This window comes from Streptomyces sp. NPDC111802 (assembly GCF_055634335.1).
On sequence record NZ_JBVKCZ010000003.1, the window covers coordinates 285,975 to 303,335 of the forward strand.

Sequence of the window (17,361 nt, forward strand, 5' to 3'; positions counted from 1 at the left end):
CGTCGACTACGACGCTCCGCACATGGCCAGCGCGGTTCGCGCCAGTCCGCGCAGCCAGGCATGGGCCTGGTCGGTGTCGTAGCGCTGATGCCACGACAGGTATATCGGTGCCGACGGCAGTTCGAGCGGGAGGGGGAGCACGACCAGGCCGAGGTCGGCGACCGCTGACCGCGTGGTGGCTTCGGGGACGCTGATCAGGAGATCGGAGCCGCGCGCGAACTCCAGCGCAGCAGCTTCCGTGGGCGCGGTCGCCACCACGCGGCGGGTGAGGCCGAGCTGCGCGAGGGCGTCGTCGAGGGCATTGCTGAGGTTTCCACGTCGCGAGACGGTCACATGCTCAGCGGCGGCGTACCGCTTCGCGGTGACGGCCTTGACGCGGGTGAGGGGGTGCCCCTGCCGCACGACGATGACGAGGCGGGTCTCCCCCACGTTCTCGGCACGGATGTCCGGTGCGCTCGGGCGGTTGGCGTTCGCCTCCAGGTCGACCTCGCCGCGCCGCAACTCGGGGGTGTCGATGCTCGATTCAGCGACGAAGCGCAATCGCACGCCCGGCGCCTGTCCGCGCACGGCCGCGAGCAGTGCGGGGCCGCTCAAGGCGACCAGGGAATCGTGCCAGCGGAGTGTGAAAGTGCGCTCCAACGTTGCCAGATCGACTTCACGGCTCGGTGCCAGCACCCCCTGTACCTGGTGCAGCAGCTCGTGCACCTGTTCCCGGACGGCGATCGCATACGGCGTCGGGGTCATCGTGCGGCCGGTGCGCACCAGGATCTGATCCCCGGTCGTACGCCGGATTCGGCCCAGACTCCGGCTCATCGCGGGGGCGGTGACGTGCAGGCGCGCGGCGGCCCCGGCCACGCTTCCCTCCTCCAGCAGCGCGTCGAGCGCGGTGAGCAGGTTCAAGTCCAATTGCATGTGAGTAATCCTAGCCGTGCTTGACATGCATTTGAAGTTAATGATGGGGCTCTATACCTTCGAGACGAGAGCGCAAGACGGAACGCACAGCTCGGTTCGACCGGCCTCATCCCCCCTCCTCACACGGGAGTACCACCATGTCCGAAACGCTTCAGACCACTGACGTAGCCGCCTCCGACGCCGACCTGCTCGACCAGACCGCGATCGCCGTGCGCGAGGCCGGTTCAGCGCTGCGCGAGCGCTTCGGCGAGGTGGTCCGCTACCAGAGCCGCGAAGAGCTGATGAGCGCGCTCGCCGCCAACGACGACACGGCCCTCGACATCCTGCGCCCCCGCCTGACGGCCCTGCGCCCGGACGCCGGCTGGGTGGAGGACGAGCTGGACGGCGGGGCGCTGCCGCCCGGCGAGTGGTGGGTCGTGGATCCGGCCGAAGGCAACGTCAACCACCTGCACGCCCTGCCGGAGTGGGCGGTGACCGCCACCCTCGTGCGTGAGAACCAGCCGGTGCTCACCGCGGTCCACCTGCCGTTGACCGGGGAGACCTACACCGCGCTCACCGGCGCGGGCGCCCACCTCGACGGCCGGCCGCTGCATGTCTCCCGGACCGCGGACCTCGGCCTGAGCATCGTGGCCACCAGCCAGGCCCGGCCGGACGAGGACGAGAAGGTCGTGCGGCGCGTCGGCTCCTCCATCACCGCAATGCTTTTCGACGCGCTCGTCGTCCGCACCGCCGTGCCCGCGACCCTGCACCTGCTGAACGTGGCCGCCGGCCGGATCGACGCCTTCTGGCAGTTCGCCGGCGCCCGCGCGGACCTGCTGCCCGGGGCGCTGCTCGTCACCGAGGCCGGCGGACAGATCTCCGACGCCGAGGGCCGCCCCTGGACCCCGCAGAGCGAGAGCTTCCTGGCCGCCGCGCCCGGCGTCCACGCCGAGGCCGTCGCCACGCTCTCACGCTGACCGCGCACCACAACCCGCACACACGGAAGGACCAGATCATCATGACCACGATCGCAGTTCTCGGAAACGGCCGCGTCGGCGGCAACCTGGCCACAGCCCTCATCCGGGCAGGGCATGAGGTGACCGTGGCGGACCGCGCGCCGGGCGCCACCGCCGACGCTGCCCGGACAGCCCGGATCGTCATCAACGCCACCCCGGGCGCCGGCTCGCTGGACCGGCTCGTCGCGCTGCGCGAGGAACTGCGCGACAAGATCCTCGTCGACGTCTCCAACGCCACCGTCGACGGACCGGACGGACTGCCCGCCGACCTGATCTACCCCGGCTCGAGCCTCGCCGAGCAACTCCAGGAAGCGCTCCCCGAAACGCGCGTCGTCAAGACACTCAACACCATGCTCTTCACGGTGATGACCGCGCCGGCCACGCTCACCCAGGCGCCGGACGCCTTCCTCTCCGGCGAGGACCCGCAGGCCAAACAGACCGTCCGTGAACTGCTCGTCGACCTCGGCTGGCGCAAGGAGTGGATCACTGATCTCGGCGGGATCCAGACCGCCCGCGCCACGGAGGCAGCGATTCTGTTCGTACCGCACCTGATTCGGTCCAACGGATTGGCGCCCTTCGCGATCTCGATCGCCCGCTGATCCACACACAGGGCACCGGCCCCTCCGCGACCGGCAACTGCTGTGCCGGCGCCGGTGCCTCTGGCCGAAACCGACCCGAGGCCAGGCGTCAAACAGGCATCAAACAGGCACATGGCCATTGGCGAACGGGCAATGACCTCCCGCGCCACCGAGCCCTCCACGGCACTATCCAGGGACTGTGCAGGGCGAGAAACGGGCACATTCGGTCATGAACCGCTCGACGACGAACCTGGCCAGTACGGGCGAACGCCTTGTAGAAATTTGGCCACCGAAGCCGAACGGGACGGGCTCCGGGAAACAGCCGGCGCGGGTACGACGCGTCGAGCGTGAAACGGAGGTGTCGCCGTGGACGCCGAGGAACGAAGACGGGGAATTCTGGAAAGGGCACGCTCTTCCGGCTCCGTGGACGTCGGAAAGCTGGCAGCCGACCTCGGGGTCTCCAAGGAGACCGTGAGGCGCGATCTGAATCTCCTGGAGGGACACGGGCTGGTGCGGCGCATCCATGGCGGCGCCCATCCCGTGGAGAGCCGTGGCTTCGAGACCACGCTCGCCTTCCGTACCACCATGAACGTCCCCGAGAAGGCCCGGATCGCGGTCGCCGCGGCCGACCTGCTCGGGGACGCGGAGTCCGTCTTCATCGACGAGGGCTACACCCCGCAGCTCATCGCCGCCGCACTCCCCCGTGACCGCCAACTGACCGTGGTCACCTCCTCGTTGGCCACCGCGAGTGCCCTGGCCTCCGCCGAGAACATCACCGTCCTGCTGCTCGGTGGCCGGGTGCGCGGCGGGACGCTGGCCACGGTGGACCACTGGGCCACGCGGATGCTGGCCGGCCTCGTCATCGACCTGGCGTACGTCGGCGCGAACGGCATCTCCCGCGAGTACGGACTCACCACCCCCGACCCCGCGGTCAGCGAGGTCAAGTCCCAGGTCCTCAGGACCGCCAGGCGCCGGGTCTTCTCCGGTGTCCATACGAAGTTCGGCGCCGTGAGCTTCTGCCGCTTCGCGGACGTCACACAGTTCGAGGCGATCGTCACCGATGCCGGGCTGCCCGCCTCCGAGGCACACCGCTACTCACTGCTGGGCCCCGAGGTCATCCGGGTCTGAGCCGCGGTTCATCTCCGTACCCCACCACCCCCGCACGTCCGGGGCCTGGTTCCGCACACCCTCGCAACACATCCCTGGAGTCAGTCATGCGTACACGAAGAATGATCCATGTCCTCGCCGCGGCGGCGGCCGCGGGCTCGCTGCTTGTCGCCTGCAGCGGGGCGGGCGGCACGTCGGGCTCCGGTGGCGACAGCAAGAGCATCAACGTGCTGATGGTCGGCAATCCGCAGATGGAGGACATCGCGAAGCTGACGAAGGACACCTTCACCAAGGACACCGGCATCAAGGTGAATTTCACGGTCCTTCCCGAGAACGAGCTGCGCGACAAGGTCACCCAGGACGTCGCCACCCAGGCCGGCCAGTACGACGTCGCCACGATCGGCGCCTACGAGGTCCCCATCTGGCAGAAGAACGGCTGGCTGCACGAACTGAGCTCCTACGCCGACAAGGACGCGGGCTTCGACACGGCCGACCTGCTCAAGCCGATGGTCACGTCTCTGTCCGGCTCCGACGGCAAGCTCTACGCCCTGCCGTTCTACGGCGAGTCCTCCTTCCTCATGTACAACAAGGACGTCATGCGGGCGAAGGGCATCACGGTGCCCGAGCGCCCGACCTGGCAGCAGATAGCCGACATCGCGGCCAAGGTCGACGGCGCGGAGCCGGGGATGCGGGGCATCTGTCTGCGGGGCCTGGCCGGCTGGGGCGAGCTCGGCGCGTCGCTGACCACCGTGGTCAACACCTTCGGCGGCACCTGGTTCACCAAGGACTGGAAGGCCCAGGTCAACACCCCCGAGTTCAAGAAGGCGACGGACTTCTACGTCGATCTGGTCCGCAAGCACGGAGAGGCGGGAGCGGCGCAGGCCGGCTTCACCGAGTGCCTGAACGCCATGAGCCAGAAGAAGGTCGCGATGTGGTACGACGCGACCAGCGCGGCCGGATCGCTGGAGGACCCGAGCTCCAGCAAGATCGCCGGACATGTCGGCTACGCCTACGCGCCGACCGCGCAGACCAAGAGCAGCGGCTGGCTGTGGAGTTGGGCGTGGGCGATGCCCAAGACCACGAAGAACGCCGACGCCGCCTCGAAGTTCATGCTGTGGGCCTCCGGCAAGGACTACGAGAAGCTGGTCGGCGAGAAGCTCGGCTGGTCGCGCGTCCCGGCCGGCAAGCGGGCCAGCACCTACGAGATCCCGCAGTACCAGAAGGCTGCCGCGTCGTTCGGTGACATCACCCTGAAGTCCATCGAGCAGGCAGACCCGGCCAACCCCGGTGTCCAGCCCAGGCCGACGGTGGGCGTCCAGTACGTGGCCATCCCCGAGTTCCAGGATCTGGGGACCAAGGTCACCCAGGAGATCTCCGCCGCCATCGCCGGCAAGACCAGCGTGGACAAGGCACTGAACGACGGCCAGAAGCTCGCCGAGGACGTCGCGAAGAACTACCAGTGACCCGCAGGAACCGCCCGGCCGGTCCTCCCCCCGGCCGGGCACCCTCCCCACCCCCGCCTTCACCGGCAGAGGAATCCGCCATGACCACGCTCACCGCTCCGCCCAGGACAGCACCACCACCCAGCCGCCCGCGCACGTCCACCGGCGTCAACAGGTGGCGGCGCCGCATTCCGCTGCTGCCGGCGCTCGTCTTCACCGTCGTCGTCACACAACTGCCCTTCGTGGCCACGCTCGTCATCTCCACCTTCCAGTGGAACGTCCTCAAACCGGGCGAGCGGCACTTCGTCGGCCTGTCGAACTTCACGTTCGTCTTCACCGACGAGCGGCTGCGCACGGCGGTCCTCAACACCGTCGTACTCACCGCCTCGGTGGTCCTCATCAGCGTGGTCCTCGGCCTGGGCCTGGCGATGCTGCTCGACCGCCGGTTCCTCGGCCGGGGTCTGGCGCGGACGATGCTCATCGCGCCGTTCCTCGTCATGCCGGTCGCCGCGGCGCTGCTGTGGAAGCACGCCATCTACAACCCCGACTACGGTCTGCTCAACGGCACCCTCAACGCCGTGTACCGCCTGTTCGGCGCGGAGAACGGCCCCACGATCGACTGGGTGTCCTCCTACCCCATGCCCGCCGTGGTGGTCTCGCTGGTCTGGCAGTGGACGCCGTTCATGATGCTGATCATCCTGGCGGGTCTGCAGGCCCAGCCCGGTGACGTCCTGGAGGCGGCCCGCGTCGACGGGGCGTCGGCCATGGCGACCTTCCGCTTCATCACCCTGCCGCATCTGCGCCAGTACATCGAGCTGGGCGTCCTGCTCGGCACGATCTACGTCGTGCAGACCTTCGACGCGGTCTACACCATCACCCAGGGCGGGCCCGGCTCCCAGACCACCAACCTGCCCTACGAGATCTACCTGACCATGTTCCGCAAGTACGAGTACGGCCAGGCGGCCGCCGCCGGCGTGGTCGTCGTGCTCGGCTCGATCGTGATCGCGACCTTCGCGCTGCGCACCATCGCGTCGCTGTTCCGCGAGGAGGTGTCCCGATGACCACTCACGCAGCCGTCGCCGCACCCGGCGCGAGGCTCAGGAAGCTCGTCCGCCGCCACGACGACCGCGGCGGTACGCCCCGGCTGTCACCGCTGTGGACCTTCGTCGCCTGGCTCGCCACCCTGGCGTTCTTCGCACCCGTGGCGTGGATGGTGCTCACCTCCTTCCATCAGGAGGCGGACGCGGCGACCAACCCGCCCAGTCCGCTGGCACCGGTCACCTTCGACCAGTACAAGCTGCTGTTCAGCCGGGACATCACCCCGTTCCTTCTCAACTCGGCGATGGCAAGCGTCATTTCGACGCTGCTCGTGCTCGCCCTTGCGGTGCCGACGGCCTACGCGCTGTCCATCAAGCCGGTCGAGAAGTGGACCGACGTGATGTTCTTCTTCCTGTCCACCAAGTTCCTGCCGGCCATCGCGGCCCTGCTGCCGGTGTACCTGATCGTCAAGGACGCCGGGATGCTGGACAACGTGTGGACGCTGATCATCCTCTACACCGCCATGAATCTGCCGATCGCGGTGTGGATGATGCGCTCGTTCCTCGCCGAGGTGCCCAAGGAGATCCTCGAGGCCGCCGAGGTCGACGGCGCCGGCCTGCCCACCGTGCTGTTGCGGATCGTCGCACCGGTCGCCATGCCGGGACTCGCCGCGACCTCGCTGATCTGCTTCATCTTCAGCTGGAACGAGTTCATGTTCGCCGTCAACCTCACCGCGACCAACGCGTCGACCGCACCGGTCTTCCTGGTCGGCTTCATCACCAGCGAGGGCCTGTTCCTCGCCCGGCTCTGCGCCGCCGCCACCTTGGTCTCCCTGCCGGTCCTCATCGCCGGATTCGCCGCCCAGGACAAACTGGTCCGGGGCTTGTCCCTAGGAGCAGTCAAGTGAGAGCCGCTGTCATCGAAGCCCCCGGAAAGGTCACCGTCACCACGGTGCCCGACCCCACCCCGGGGCCGCGCGAAGTCGTGGTCGACGTGGCGGCCTGCGGGCTGTGCGGGACGGATCTGCACATCCTCCAGGGCGAGTTCGCGCCGACCCTGCCGGTCGTACCGGGCCATGAGTTCGCCGGCGAGGTCGTGGGCCTCGGCAGCGAGGTCACCGAACTCGCCCTCGGCGACCGGGTCGCCGTGGACCCCTCGCTGTACTGCAACGAGTGCCGCTACTGCCGGGCCGGCCGCAACAACCTGTGCGACCGGTGGCGGGCGATCGGCGTGACCGTGGCCGGCGGCGCCGCCGAGTACGCCGTGGCACCGGTCGCCAACTGCGTACGGCTGCCCGACCACGTGGACGTCCAGGACGCGGCCCTGATCGAACCGCTGTCCTGCGCCGTGCGCGGCTACGACGTGCTCCACAGCAGAATCGGCTCCCATGTGCTGATCTACGGCAGCGGCACGATGGGCCTGATGATGCTGGAGCTGGCCAAGCGCACCGGCGCCTCCTCGGTGGACGTCGTCGACGTCAACCCGGAGCGGCTCGCGACGGCCGAGAAGCTGGGCTGCTCGCGGACGGCGCCCTCGGCCGACGAGCTGGGGCGGGCGGGTGGCTGGGACGTGGTCGTGGACGCGACGGGGAACGCCGCCGCCATCCAGGACGGCCTGGACAGGGTCGCCAAGGCCGGCACGTTCCTGCAGTTCGGGGTCTCCGACTACGCGACGACGGCCACCATCTCCCCGTACCGCATCTACAACCAGGAGATCACGATCACCGGCTCCATGGCGGTGTTGCACAGCTATGAACGCGCGGCGGAACTGTTCGCCACCGGGGTGCTCGATCCGCAGGTGTTCATCAGCCATCGGCTGCCACTGACGGAGTATCCCCAGGCATTGGCCCAGTTCGCGGCCGGCCAGGGGCGCAAGATCGTCGTACTGCCCTGACCTGCGCCTGAAAGGTGTGTGCACAGGTGACGGCAGCGGGCGGGGACCCGGGACTCAGTGGCCGAGCGCCGCCTTTTCCCGCAGGTCCTCGTCCTGCTGCCCCGGCGGCAGCAGCAGATCCTCGTACCGCCCCAGTGCCAGCACCACACCGAGCATCACGAGCGGAAGAAGCACAGCGAGCAGTGCCATGATCTGGTCCTTCCCCAGAATTTTCGCGGGGGGTGCCCATCCGGGTCTCCCCGCTTCCGGAGTGCAAACCCTGTGTCGGCCCCTTCTCATCGGGTACGCGGTGCGCAGTTCCGAGGATCTGGAGGGAGTCATGCAGCGAGGCAGTGACCGGCTGAGCGTCCACCGCGACGACGAGATGAAGCACGAGCTCCAGGGGCTGCTGCGGTCCGGGCATCCCACGCGGACGGAGGAGTGGCACGATCCGGAGCCGTCCGCCGATGACGATCCGCAGGTCGCGGGCGGGCCGGTGGCGCCGGGGGCGGCCTCCCTGGCGACGGTCCGGCTGGAGCTGGCGCGGAACCTGGGCCGTGGCGCCTTCCCGGCGAGCCCCCAGGAACTGGCGGGTGAGCTGCGCCGCGAGTACGCGCCCGACACCCTCGTCGAGTCGGTGGAGCGGCTTCCGCGCTCGGCGCGCTACACCAACGTCCAGGAGCTGGCCGAGGCCCTGACCGGGGGCGGGCGGCCGGCCCGGCGCGGGAACGCCTAGCGGTCGGTACGCGTACCGGCCGGACAGACGCGGGAAGGGCCGCCGATGGCTGAATTCGTGAAGGACGTCATGACCCCGGGCGTGGTCGCCGTCCGCCCGGACGCCTCACTCGTCGAGGCGGCGCAGCTGATGCGGACGCAGGACATCGGCGATGTCGTGGTGGCCGACGGGCAGGACGTGCTGGGTGTGCTCACCGATCGTGACATCGCGGTACGGGCGGTCGCGGACGGCGCCGATCCGCTGACGGTGAGCGCCGGGGCGGTGTGCACCCGCAACCCCGTGATGATCGGTCCGGGCGAGCGGGTGTCCGTCGCGGTCGCGCTGATGCGTGAGCACGCCGTACGGCGGCTGCCGGTCGTCGAGGACGGCCTGCCGGTCGGCGTCGTCAGCCTCGGGGACCTGGCGGAGAACCAGGACCCCGGCTCAGCGCTGGCCGAGATCAGCCGCGCCGCCCCGGACGAGTGAGGCGCGCGGGGCCAAGAGCGCACGACCCGCCGACCCGCCCCAGTGACGAGGCCCGTCACGGGCCACGGAAGGACGTGGAGACATCATGCGTATCGCTTTTCTGACCGCGCCCGAGGGCGTCGAGCAGATCGAGCTCACCGATCCCTGGCAGGCGGCGGTGGACGCCGGCCACAAGCCGGTGCTCGTGTCGACGAAGCCGGGCACCATCCAGGCGTTCCACCATCTCGACAAGGCGGAGAAGTTCCCCGTGCAGGAGGTCGTGGGCGAGACGTCGGCCGGCTCCTTCGGCGGGCTGGTCCTGCCCGGCGGGGTCGCCAACCCTGACTATCTGCGGATGAACAGCAAGGCCGTCGCGTTCGTGCGGGACTTCTTCGAGCAGGGCCGGCCGGTCGCCGCGATCTGCCATGCCCCGTGGACGCTGATCGAGGCGGACGTCGTACGTGGCCGGGTGCTGACCTCCTGGCCGAGTCTGCGGACGGACATCCGCAACGCGGGCGGCACCTGGGTCGACGAGCAGGTGCGGATCTGCGACCACGGCCCCAACCAGCTGGTCACCAGCCGTAAGCCGGACGACCTGAAGGCGTTCTGCGAGACGTTCCTCGAGGTGTTCGCCAGGGAGTCCAAGAAGGAGGCCGTCTGATGGGAGACCGCAAGCGGGAGCAGCGGGAGAGGTTTCGGGCGGACGACCCGGCCGCCGGGCCGCTCACCACCGACCAGGGCGTGACGGTCGACCACACCGACGACTCGCTCGCCGCCGGCGAACGCGGGCCGACGCTGATGGAGGACTTCCACTTCCGGGAGAAGCTCACCCACTTCGACCACGAGCGGATCCCCGAGCGGGTGGTGCACGCGCGGGGCGCGGGCGCGTACGGCTATTTCGAACCGTACGAGTCCTGCGCGGAGTTCACCCGCGCGGCGTTTCTGCAGGACCCGTCCGTGCGGACCCCGGTGTTCGTGCGGTTCTCCACCGTGCAGGGGCCGAAGGGCTCGGCGGACACCGTGCGGGACGTGCGCGGATTCGCGACCAAGTTCTACACGTCGGAGGGGAACTACGACCTGGTCGGGAACAACTTCCCGGTCTTCTTCATCCAGGACGGCATCAAGTTCCCCGACTTCGTGCACGCGGTGAAGCCGGAGCCGCACAACGACATCCCCACCGGCGCCTCCGCGCACGACACCCTGTGGGACTTCGTGTCGCTCCAGCCGGAAACCCTGCACGCGATCATGTGGCTGATGTCGGACCGGGCGATCCCGCGCAGCTACCGCATGATGCAGGGCTTCGGCGTGCACACCTTCCGGTTCGTGAACGCGGACGGGAAGGGCACGTTCGTGAAGTTCCACTGGAAGCCCCGGCTGGGCGTGCACTCGCTGGTGTGGGACGAGGCGCAGGAGTGCCAGGGGCGTGACCCGGACTTCAACCGGCGGGATCTGTGGGACGCGATCGAGGCCGGTGAGTACCCGGAGTGGGAGCTGGGCGTCCAACTCGTCCCGGAGGAGGACGAGTTCGCGTTCGACTTCGACCTGCTCGACGCCACGAAGATCATTCCGGAGGAGCAGGTGCCGGTACGGCCGATCGGCCGGATGGTGCTGGACCGCAACCCGGAGAACTTCTTCGCCGAGACCGAACAGGTCGCCTTCCACACCGCGAACGTCGTCCCCGGTATCGACTTCACCAACGACCCGCTGCTCCAGGCCCGCAACTTCTCCTACCTGGACACCCAGTTGATACGCCTCGGCGGCCCCAACTTCGCCCAGCTGCCGGTGAACCGGCCGGTGGCGGACGTACGCACGAACCAGCGCGACGGCTACCACCAGAGCGCGATCCACCGGGGCACCAACTACTTCCCGACCTCCCTCGGCGGCGGCTGCCCCGCGCACGCCGGTGTCGACGGGAGCGCGTACACGCACTACGCCGAACGGGTCGACGGCGCCAAGATCCGGCGCCGCAGCCCGAGTTTCCAGGATCACTACAGCCAGCCCGCGATGTTCTGGAACAGCATGGCGGACTGGGAGAAGCAGCACATCGTGGCGGCGTTCCGGTTCGAGCTCGGCAAGGTCGGCTCGAAGGAGGTGCGGGCCCGCACGGTCGAGCATCTCGCCAAGGTGAACTCCGACCTGGCGCGCCAGGTGGCGCGCGGCGTCGGGGTTCCGGATCCGTCCGGGGCGGAGGTGGCGGACAAGCTGTCCTCCCCCGCGCTGAGCATCGAGTCCCTGCGCGGCGACGGCTCGGTCCGCACCCGGCAGATCGCGGTCCTCGTGGCCGAAGGCGTCGACATCGCGCAGATCACGTCGGTGCGTGACGCGCTGACGGCCGAGGGCGCGATCGTCGAGGCGCTGGCGCCGACGGACGGTGAGGTGACCGGCGCCGACGGTGACCGGTTCGCCGTCGACCGCGCGCTGCCCACCGTCGCGTCCGTGCTGTACGACGCCGTGGTGGTGCCCGGCGGCCCCGCGGACACCCCCGACACGGCCGCCGACCAGGACGCGATGCGCTTTGTGCGGGATGCCTACCGGCACGGCAAGCCGGTGGCCGCGCTCGGTTCGGGCGTGGGTGTGCTGTCGTCCCTGGAGCCGGAGGGCGTGCGGCTGTCCGCCGAGTTCCATCATCCGGTGGCCGACCAGGGCGTGGTGACGGACACCTCGCCCGGCCCGGCGAGCGAGGAGTTCCTGCGGGCGTTCACGGCGGCCCTGGCGGCCCACCGCCACTGGGGCCGGCCGCCGGTGCGCCGCTGAGTCCGACGGGGCATGTGCACGTGCCGCGCGTGCCCCGTCCGTGGGCGCGGCTTCAGGTCATTCCGGTGGAGCCGTGGACCCCGGGTTGCCCGCCGTACGGTCGCGGGCGCCGTCGCGGGTTCGGCCCGCGGCCACGGTGCGGCGCGGGTTGCGGCGCAGATACTCGCCCTCCAGCTGCGCCATCCGTTCGTTGTGGGCCCGCAGCGCGTCGTTCGAGCCGTACAGCAGCGTGTCGTGGCGCGTCCGGTGGATGGTCTCCAGCTCCTTCATGAGCTGTGTGTCGTCCAGCCGGCCGGGGTCGACTCCGGTCATGGTGGTGCCCCGCTCGTCGTGTTCAACCATGCGGTCCGGGTACCCGCCGGGGAGCACATAGCCCCCGATCGGTGTAGGGGAGACAGTCATGGATCTCGCCTTTCTGCATCCACTGTACGAACACCTCGGGCCCTGGGCCTCCGTCTACGTCGGTACCTCCCGGCATACGGAGGACACGCCGCATGAGCGGCACCTGACGGCTCAGGCCCTTTCCCAGGAGCTGTCCGAGCAGGGTTGCGACGACGCGACCTGCCGGGCCGTGCGAAGTGCGCTGGAGGACCTGGAACACTCGTCCGAGCCACACGGCCGCGCGATCTTCGCCCGTGCGGGTGAGGTAGTCCTGGATCCGCCGCTGGCCCGCGCCCCGCAGCCCGACAGCGCCCACTGGGCCCCGCTGCCGCACACCACGCCGCTGCTGGAGCTGGCCGGCGAGGACCCGGTGTGCGTGGTGGCCTACGTCGACCGCAGGGGCGCCGCGTTCGAGCTGCGCACCGCGCTGGGCCGGCAGGACGCCGGCTCGGTCACGGGCCGACGGCATCCGTTGCACCGTACGAGCACGGCCGACTGGTCCGAGCGGCACTTCCAGCTGAGGGTGGAGAACACCTGGGAGCACAACGCCGCCGAGATCGCCGACGCGCTCGCCGTCTGCCAGGAGGAGACCCGTGCCGATCTGCTGATCCTCGTCGGCGAGGACCGGGAGCGGCGGACCGTGCGCGAACGGCTGCCGCGGCGGCTGCAGGACCTGGCCGTCGAGGCTCCGCACGGCACCGGTAGCAGGCTGCTCGACGAGGACGTCGAACGGGCCCGCGCGGAGCATGTACGGCAGCGGGCGGCGCGCGAGCTGGAACGGTTCCTGGCGGCGCGCGACCCGAACGGTGAGGGACGCGCCGGGGCGGTGGAGGGCGTGCCGGCGCTGATCGAGGCCGCGCGTGAGCACCGTATCGACGAACTGCTGATTCATCCGGACGGTGCCGACGCGCACCGTGAGGTGTGGATCGGTGAGGATCCGGACCAGCTGGCGGTGCGGCGTACGGACCTGAGGATCCTCGGCGAACAGCACTCGTGGTCGGCGCGTGCCGACGATGCGCTGATGCGCTGCGCGGTGGCCACGGGTGCGGGTGCCGTGTCGGTGACGCCGGCCGTCGAGTCGGTGCGGCAGGACGCGCCGGTGGGCGGCCTGGGGGCGCTGTTGCGCTGGGCGTGAGCCCAGCGATGCGGCTTCAGCGGGCCCGCTCCACCCTCCGCTCGTCCCACACCGGCTCCGCCGTCTCCCGCACCCGGCCGTCGCTGCCGAAGACCAGGAAGCGGTCGAAGGAGCGGGCGAACCAGCGGTCGTGGGTGACGGCCAGGACGGTGCCCTCGAAGGCTTCCAGGCCCTCCTGGAGGGCCTCGGCGGATTCCAGGTCGAGGTTGTCGGTCGGCTCGTCGAGGAGGAGGGCCGTGACGCCCTCCAGCTCCAGCAGAAGGATCTGGAAGCGGGCCTGCTGTCCGCCGGAGAGACGGTCGAAGGTCTGCTCGGCCTGGTTGGTCAGCTCGTAGCGGCGCAGCCGGGACATCGCGGCGCCCCGGTCCTGGGCGTGCTCCTTCCACAGGATGTCCAGGAGGGTGCGGCCGAGCAGCTCGGGGTGTGCGTGCGTCTGCGCGAAGTGGCCGGGCACGACACGCGCGCCCAGCTTCCACGCCCCGGTGTGCGCCACGTCGTCCCCGGCCAGCAGGCGCAGGAAGTGCGACTTGCCGGAGCCGTTGGAGCCGAGGACGGCGACGCGCTCGCCGTAGAAGACCTCCAGGGAGAACGGCTTCATCAGGCCCGTGAGTTCGAGCTCCTCGCAGGTGACGGCCCGCACTCCGGTACGGCCGCCCTTCAGCCGCATCCTGATGTCCTGCTCACGCGGCGGCTCCGGCGGCGGGCCGACCTCCTCGAACTTGCGCAGCCGGGTCTGCGCGGCGCGGTAGCGGGAGGCTATGTCGGGGCTGTTCTCGGCGGCCTGACGGAGCGTCAGCACCAGCTTCTTCAGCTGGGCGTGCTTCTCGTCCCAGCGTTTGCGCAGTTCCTCGAAGCGGGCGAAGCGGGCGCGCCGGGCCTCGTGGTAGGTGGCGAAGCCGCCACCGTGCACCCAGGCGTCCGCGCCGGCCGGCGAGGGTTCCACCGACACGATCTTCTCCGCCGTGCGGGCGAGGAGTTCACGGTCGTGGGAGACGAAGAGGACCGTCTTGCGGGTCTCCTTCAGGCGCTCCTCCAGCCAGCGCTTGCCGGGTACGTCGAGGTAGTTGTCGGGCTCGTCGAGCAGCAGCACCTCGTCCGGGCCGCGCAGCAGCGCCTCCAGCACCAGCCGCTTCTGCTCGCCGCCCGACAGGGTGCGCACCTGACGCCACTGTGCCCTGTCGTACGGCACCCCGAGGGCCGCGGTGGTGCACATGTCCCACAGCGTCTCGGCCTCGTAGCCGCGCACCTCGGCCCAGTCGGAGAGCGCCTGCGCGTACTTCAGCTGGGCGGCCTCGTCGTCGACCGTCATGATCGCGTGCTCGGCGGCGTCGACGGCCTTCGCCGCCTCGCGGATCCGGGCCGGCGCGACCGACACCAGCAGGTCACGTACGGTCGTCTCGTCCCGTACGGACCCCACGAACTGCCGCATCACGCCGAGCCCGCCACTGACGGTGACGGTGCCGCCGTGCGGCTTCAACTCACCGGAGATCAGCCGGAGCAGGGTCGTCTTGCCGGCACCGTTGGGCCCCACCAGCGCCACGGCGGCGCCTTCCCCGACCCGGAAGGACACGTCGCCGAGCAACGCCCTCCCGTCGGGGAGGTAGTACTCGAGGTGCGCGGCTTCCAGATGTCCCATGAAGCCGAATTCTGCGGGTCGGGGGCGGGAGCGGGCAAACCGTTATCGCAGGCCTATGGCGCGTCCCCGTCCACGACCTCCCCAGCCGGCCCGCTGTCCCCGGCGGGAGCCACGACCGCCCCGGCCCACGCCAGCGCTTTCCAGCCGTCCGCGGGCGATCCTTCGAGGATCACCACTCCCGTGTTGTCCAGCGGATGCGCGGCCGAGAACGGTACGTCCACATTGACCGCCCGCGCCGCCGTCCACATCCGGATCGCCGCACCGTGGCTGACCATGGCGACGGCCCGAGCACCGCTCTCCGCGGCCTCCGCCACCACGGCGTCATACCGCGCCAGCGCTTCCGCACCGCTCTCGCCGCCCGGTATGCGCAGCTCCGTGTCGCCGTCCGCCCAGGCGAACACCGTCTTCATGTAGAGCTGCCCCTGCTCGGACTCACCGGGCAGCATCTCCAGGTCCCCGGCGGACAGCTCACGGATGCCGTCCCGCACGATCACGTGCAGACCCCGCGCGGCGGCCAGCGGGGCGGCGGTGAGCTGGGTGCGGGTGAGGGTGGAGACGTAGATCGCGTCGATGTCCTCGTCGGCCAGCGCAGCGGGCAGGGCGGCGGCCTGCTGTTCGCCGAGCGCGGTCAGACCCGGTCCGGGGACGGCCGTGTCCAGCAGGTGATCCACGTTGGACGGGGTCTGGCCGTGGCGTATGAGGAGCAGGCGCATGTGCTGGGGGTTCCTCCGTGTGTCGCTCACCGCCTGCCGGACAGCAATCGGCCACTTCAGGGTACCCAGCCCTGTATGAGCCCAGACGTCGACCTCACCGTCCTCAAGCCCGGCCGGCACACCCTGCGGGACCGGTTCCTCGCCCTCGACTCCCGGCTGTTCGAGTTCGCCGCCGAGCAGCACTGGCCGTATGCCGAGCGGGTCCTGCCACGGCTGAGCCGGAGCGCGAACCACGGCGTGCTGTGGTTCGCCACGGCCGCGGCGATCGCCGTCAGCCGGACGCCACGGGCCCGCCGGGCCGCGGTGCGGGGCCTGGCCTCGCTGAGCCTGGCCTCGCTGACCATCAACACCCTCGGCAAGCGGTCCGTGCGCCGCCCCCGCCCCGTACTGGATCCCGTACCGCTGGTCCGGCAGCTGAAGCGGCAGCCGATCACCACCTCGTTCCCCTCCGGTCACGCGGCGTCGGCGGCCGCGTTCGCCACCGGTGTCGCCCTGGAGTCGCCGGGCTGGGGCCTGGTGGTGGCGCCGATCGCCTGGTCGGTCGCGCTGTCGCGGGTGTACACCGGCGTCCACTTCCCGAGCGATGTGCTGGCGGGCGCGGCACTGGGCGCGGGTGCCGCGTTCGCCGTACGGGGCATGGTGCCCACGCGTGACCGGCAGGTCCCGCCGGCCCGGCCGCGTACGGACGTTCCGGCGCTGACGGAGGGGGACGGCCTGATCATGGTGGCCAACAAGGCGTCGGGCACCGCCGAGCGGGTGCACGCCCTGCTCGACCTGCTGCCGCGCGCCGAGCTGGTCGAGTGCGAACCGGAGGATGTCCGGACCGAGTTGCGCAAGGCGGCGGCCCGCGCCCGGGTGCTCGGGGTGTGCGGCGGCGACGGCACGGTGAACGCGGCCGCGGAGATCGCGTTGCGCCATGGCCTGCCGCTGGCGGTGCTGCCCGGTGGCACGCTGAACCACTTCGCCTATGACCTGGGCGTGGAGAACGAGCGCGATCTGAGCCGGGCCCTCCAGCGCGGCGACGCGGTGCGGGTGGACGTGGGCCGGTTCAGCTGCGACGGGCAGCAGGGCCTGTTCCTCAACACCTGCAGCCTGGGCGTGTATCCGGAGCTGGTGCGTGAGCGCGACCGCTTCTCGTCGGTGGTCGGTGCCTGGCCCGCCGGGGTGCTCGCGGCGCTGCGCGTCCTGCGCCGTGAACGCCACCCGCTGCACGCCGAAGTCGCGGGCCGTGCGCACCCGTTGTGGCTGCTGTTCGCCGGGAACGGCACCTACCACCGGCTGGGCCTCGCCCCCGCACGACGGCTGAACCTCGCGGACGGTGTGCTCGACGTACGGGTCGTGCACGGCGGCCGACGGCCCGCTCTGCGCCTGCTCGCGGCGGCCGTCGCCGGCCCGCTGACCCGCTCCCCGGCCCATGCGGCGGTCCAGGTCGGCCGGCTGCATCTGACCGGCGTCACCCAGGGTGCGCTGCTCGCGTACGACGGCGAGGTCACCGAGGTGGGCGGCGAGGTCACGCTGGAGAAGCTGCCGGAGGCACTGACGGTCTACCGTCCGCTGCCCGGCGGTTCCTGATTGACCGTCAGTCCAGATGGCAAAACGCGGGTCTCATCATTCGACA

General features: G+C 70.4%; 18 protein-coding genes. 13 read left to right on the forward strand and 5 right to left on the reverse strand.

Annotated elements, in window-relative coordinates; genetic code table 11:
* Positions 1 to 6 precede the first annotated feature (6 nt).
* On the reverse strand, positions 7 to 912 hold the full coding sequence (locus tag ACZ7NC_RS04570; RefSeq protein ID WP_471484819.1) for a LysR family transcriptional regulator: 906 nt from the start codon (positions 910 to 912) through the stop codon (positions 7 to 9).
* A 137-nt stretch (positions 913 to 1,049) separates the two neighbouring features.
* Here ACZ7NC_RS04570 and ACZ7NC_RS04575 point away from each other — a divergent pair, with 137 nt between their 5' ends.
* The 7 genes from ACZ7NC_RS04575 to ACZ7NC_RS04605 all read left to right on the forward strand — a co-directional run bounded on the left by ACZ7NC_RS04575 (position 1,050) and on the right by ACZ7NC_RS04605 (position 7,965).
* Positions 1,050 to 1,868, forward strand: a complete 819-nt coding sequence (locus ACZ7NC_RS04575) for a 3'(2'),5'-bisphosphate nucleotidase CysQ (protein WP_471484820.1) — start codon at positions 1,050 to 1,052, stop codon at positions 1,866 to 1,868.
* 41 nt (positions 1,869 to 1,909) lie between these two features.
* Positions 1,910 to 2,506, forward strand: coding sequence for an NADPH-dependent F420 reductase (locus tag ACZ7NC_RS04580; RefSeq protein WP_471484821.1), 597 nt, complete (start codon positions 1,910 to 1,912; stop codon positions 2,504 to 2,506).
* A 345-nt stretch (positions 2,507 to 2,851) separates the two neighbouring features.
* Entirely contained in the window at positions 2,852 to 3,613 is a 762-nt protein-coding gene (locus ACZ7NC_RS04585; protein WP_471484823.1) for a DeoR/GlpR family DNA-binding transcription regulator, read from the forward strand.
* Between the two features lie 86 nt (positions 3,614 to 3,699).
* Positions 3,700 to 5,055, forward strand: coding sequence for an ABC transporter substrate-binding protein (locus ACZ7NC_RS04590; protein ID WP_471484825.1), 1,356 nt, complete (start codon positions 3,700 to 3,702; stop codon positions 5,053 to 5,055).
* 80 nt (positions 5,056 to 5,135) lie between these two features.
* Positions 5,136 to 6,095, forward strand: a complete 960-nt coding sequence (locus tag ACZ7NC_RS04595) for a carbohydrate ABC transporter permease (RefSeq protein WP_471484827.1) — start codon at positions 5,136 to 5,138, stop codon at positions 6,093 to 6,095.
* The gene (locus ACZ7NC_RS04600) at positions 6,092 to 6,979 is read left to right on the forward strand and encodes a carbohydrate ABC transporter permease (RefSeq protein WP_471484828.1); all 888 of its coding nucleotides are present in this window, start codon (positions 6,092 to 6,094) and stop codon (positions 6,977 to 6,979) included. The genes ACZ7NC_RS04595 and ACZ7NC_RS04600 overlap by 4 nt, the downstream gene beginning before the upstream one ends.
* A complete protein-coding gene (locus ACZ7NC_RS04605; RefSeq protein ID WP_471484830.1) occupies positions 6,976 to 7,965 on the forward strand; it encodes a zinc-dependent alcohol dehydrogenase family protein in 990 nt (329 codons plus the stop codon). Before ACZ7NC_RS04600 ends, ACZ7NC_RS04605 begins: the two co-directional genes overlap by 4 nt.
* A gap of 54 nt (positions 7,966 to 8,019) precedes the next feature.
* Here ACZ7NC_RS04605 and ACZ7NC_RS04610 read toward each other — a convergent pair whose 3' ends face one another.
* Positions 8,020 to 8,154 (reverse strand): hypothetical protein, encoded by a 135-nt coding sequence (locus ACZ7NC_RS04610; RefSeq protein WP_471484832.1) that lies wholly within the window; start codon positions 8,152 to 8,154, stop codon positions 8,020 to 8,022.
* 130 nt (positions 8,155 to 8,284) lie between these two features.
* On the opposite strand from ACZ7NC_RS04610, the gene ACZ7NC_RS04615 reads away from it, so the two are divergent.
* From ACZ7NC_RS04615 to ACZ7NC_RS04630, 4 genes are all read left to right on the forward strand, one after another.
* On the forward strand, positions 8,285 to 8,680 hold the full coding sequence (locus ACZ7NC_RS04615; protein WP_471484834.1) for a DUF2795 domain-containing protein: 396 nt from the start codon (positions 8,285 to 8,287) through the stop codon (positions 8,678 to 8,680).
* A 45-nt stretch (positions 8,681 to 8,725) separates the two neighbouring features.
* On the forward strand, positions 8,726 to 9,145 hold the full coding sequence (locus tag ACZ7NC_RS04620; RefSeq protein WP_471484835.1) for a CBS domain-containing protein: 420 nt from the start codon (positions 8,726 to 8,728) through the stop codon (positions 9,143 to 9,145).
* Between the two features lie 85 nt (positions 9,146 to 9,230).
* Positions 9,231 to 9,785: a type 1 glutamine amidotransferase domain-containing protein gene (locus ACZ7NC_RS04625; protein ID WP_471484836.1), complete on the forward strand. Its 555-nt coding sequence runs from the start codon at positions 9,231 to 9,233 to the stop codon at positions 9,783 to 9,785.
* Positions 9,785 to 11,878, forward strand: coding sequence for a catalase (locus tag ACZ7NC_RS04630; RefSeq protein WP_471484838.1), 2,094 nt, complete (start codon positions 9,785 to 9,787; stop codon positions 11,876 to 11,878). Before ACZ7NC_RS04625 ends, ACZ7NC_RS04630 begins: the two co-directional genes overlap by 1 nt.
* 57 nt (positions 11,879 to 11,935) lie before the next feature.
* Here the strand turns inward: ACZ7NC_RS04630 and ACZ7NC_RS04635 are convergent, their stop codons facing one another.
* Positions 11,936 to 12,220, reverse strand: a complete 285-nt coding sequence (locus ACZ7NC_RS04635; RefSeq protein ID WP_471484929.1) for a DUF6158 family protein — start codon at positions 12,218 to 12,220, stop codon at positions 11,936 to 11,938.
* A gap of 58 nt (positions 12,221 to 12,278) precedes the next feature.
* Between ACZ7NC_RS04635 and ACZ7NC_RS04640 the strand changes: the two genes are divergently transcribed.
* Positions 12,279 to 13,394, forward strand: coding sequence for a baeRF2 domain-containing protein (locus ACZ7NC_RS04640; RefSeq protein ID WP_471484840.1), 1,116 nt, complete (start codon positions 12,279 to 12,281; stop codon positions 13,392 to 13,394).
* A 16-nt stretch (positions 13,395 to 13,410) separates the two neighbouring features.
* On the opposite strand, the gene ACZ7NC_RS04645 is transcribed toward ACZ7NC_RS04640, so the two are convergent.
* The gene (locus ACZ7NC_RS04645) at positions 13,411 to 15,030 is read right to left on the reverse strand and encodes an ABC-F family ATP-binding cassette domain-containing protein (RefSeq protein ID WP_471484841.1); all 1,620 of its coding nucleotides are present in this window, start codon (positions 15,028 to 15,030) and stop codon (positions 13,411 to 13,413) included.
* A gap of 53 nt (positions 15,031 to 15,083) precedes the next feature.
* Complete coding sequence (locus tag ACZ7NC_RS04650) at positions 15,084 to 15,743, reverse strand: histidine phosphatase family protein (protein WP_471484843.1); 660 nt, start codon at positions 15,741 to 15,743, stop codon at positions 15,084 to 15,086.
* Positions 15,744 to 15,818: 75 nt separating this feature from the next.
* On the opposite strand from ACZ7NC_RS04650, the gene ACZ7NC_RS04655 reads away from it, so the two are divergent.
* The gene (locus tag ACZ7NC_RS04655; protein WP_471484844.1) at positions 15,819 to 17,315 is read left to right on the forward strand and encodes a phosphatase PAP2 family protein; all 1,497 of its coding nucleotides are present in this window, start codon (positions 15,819 to 15,821) and stop codon (positions 17,313 to 17,315) included.
* Positions 17,316 to 17,361: the final 46 nt, after the last annotated feature.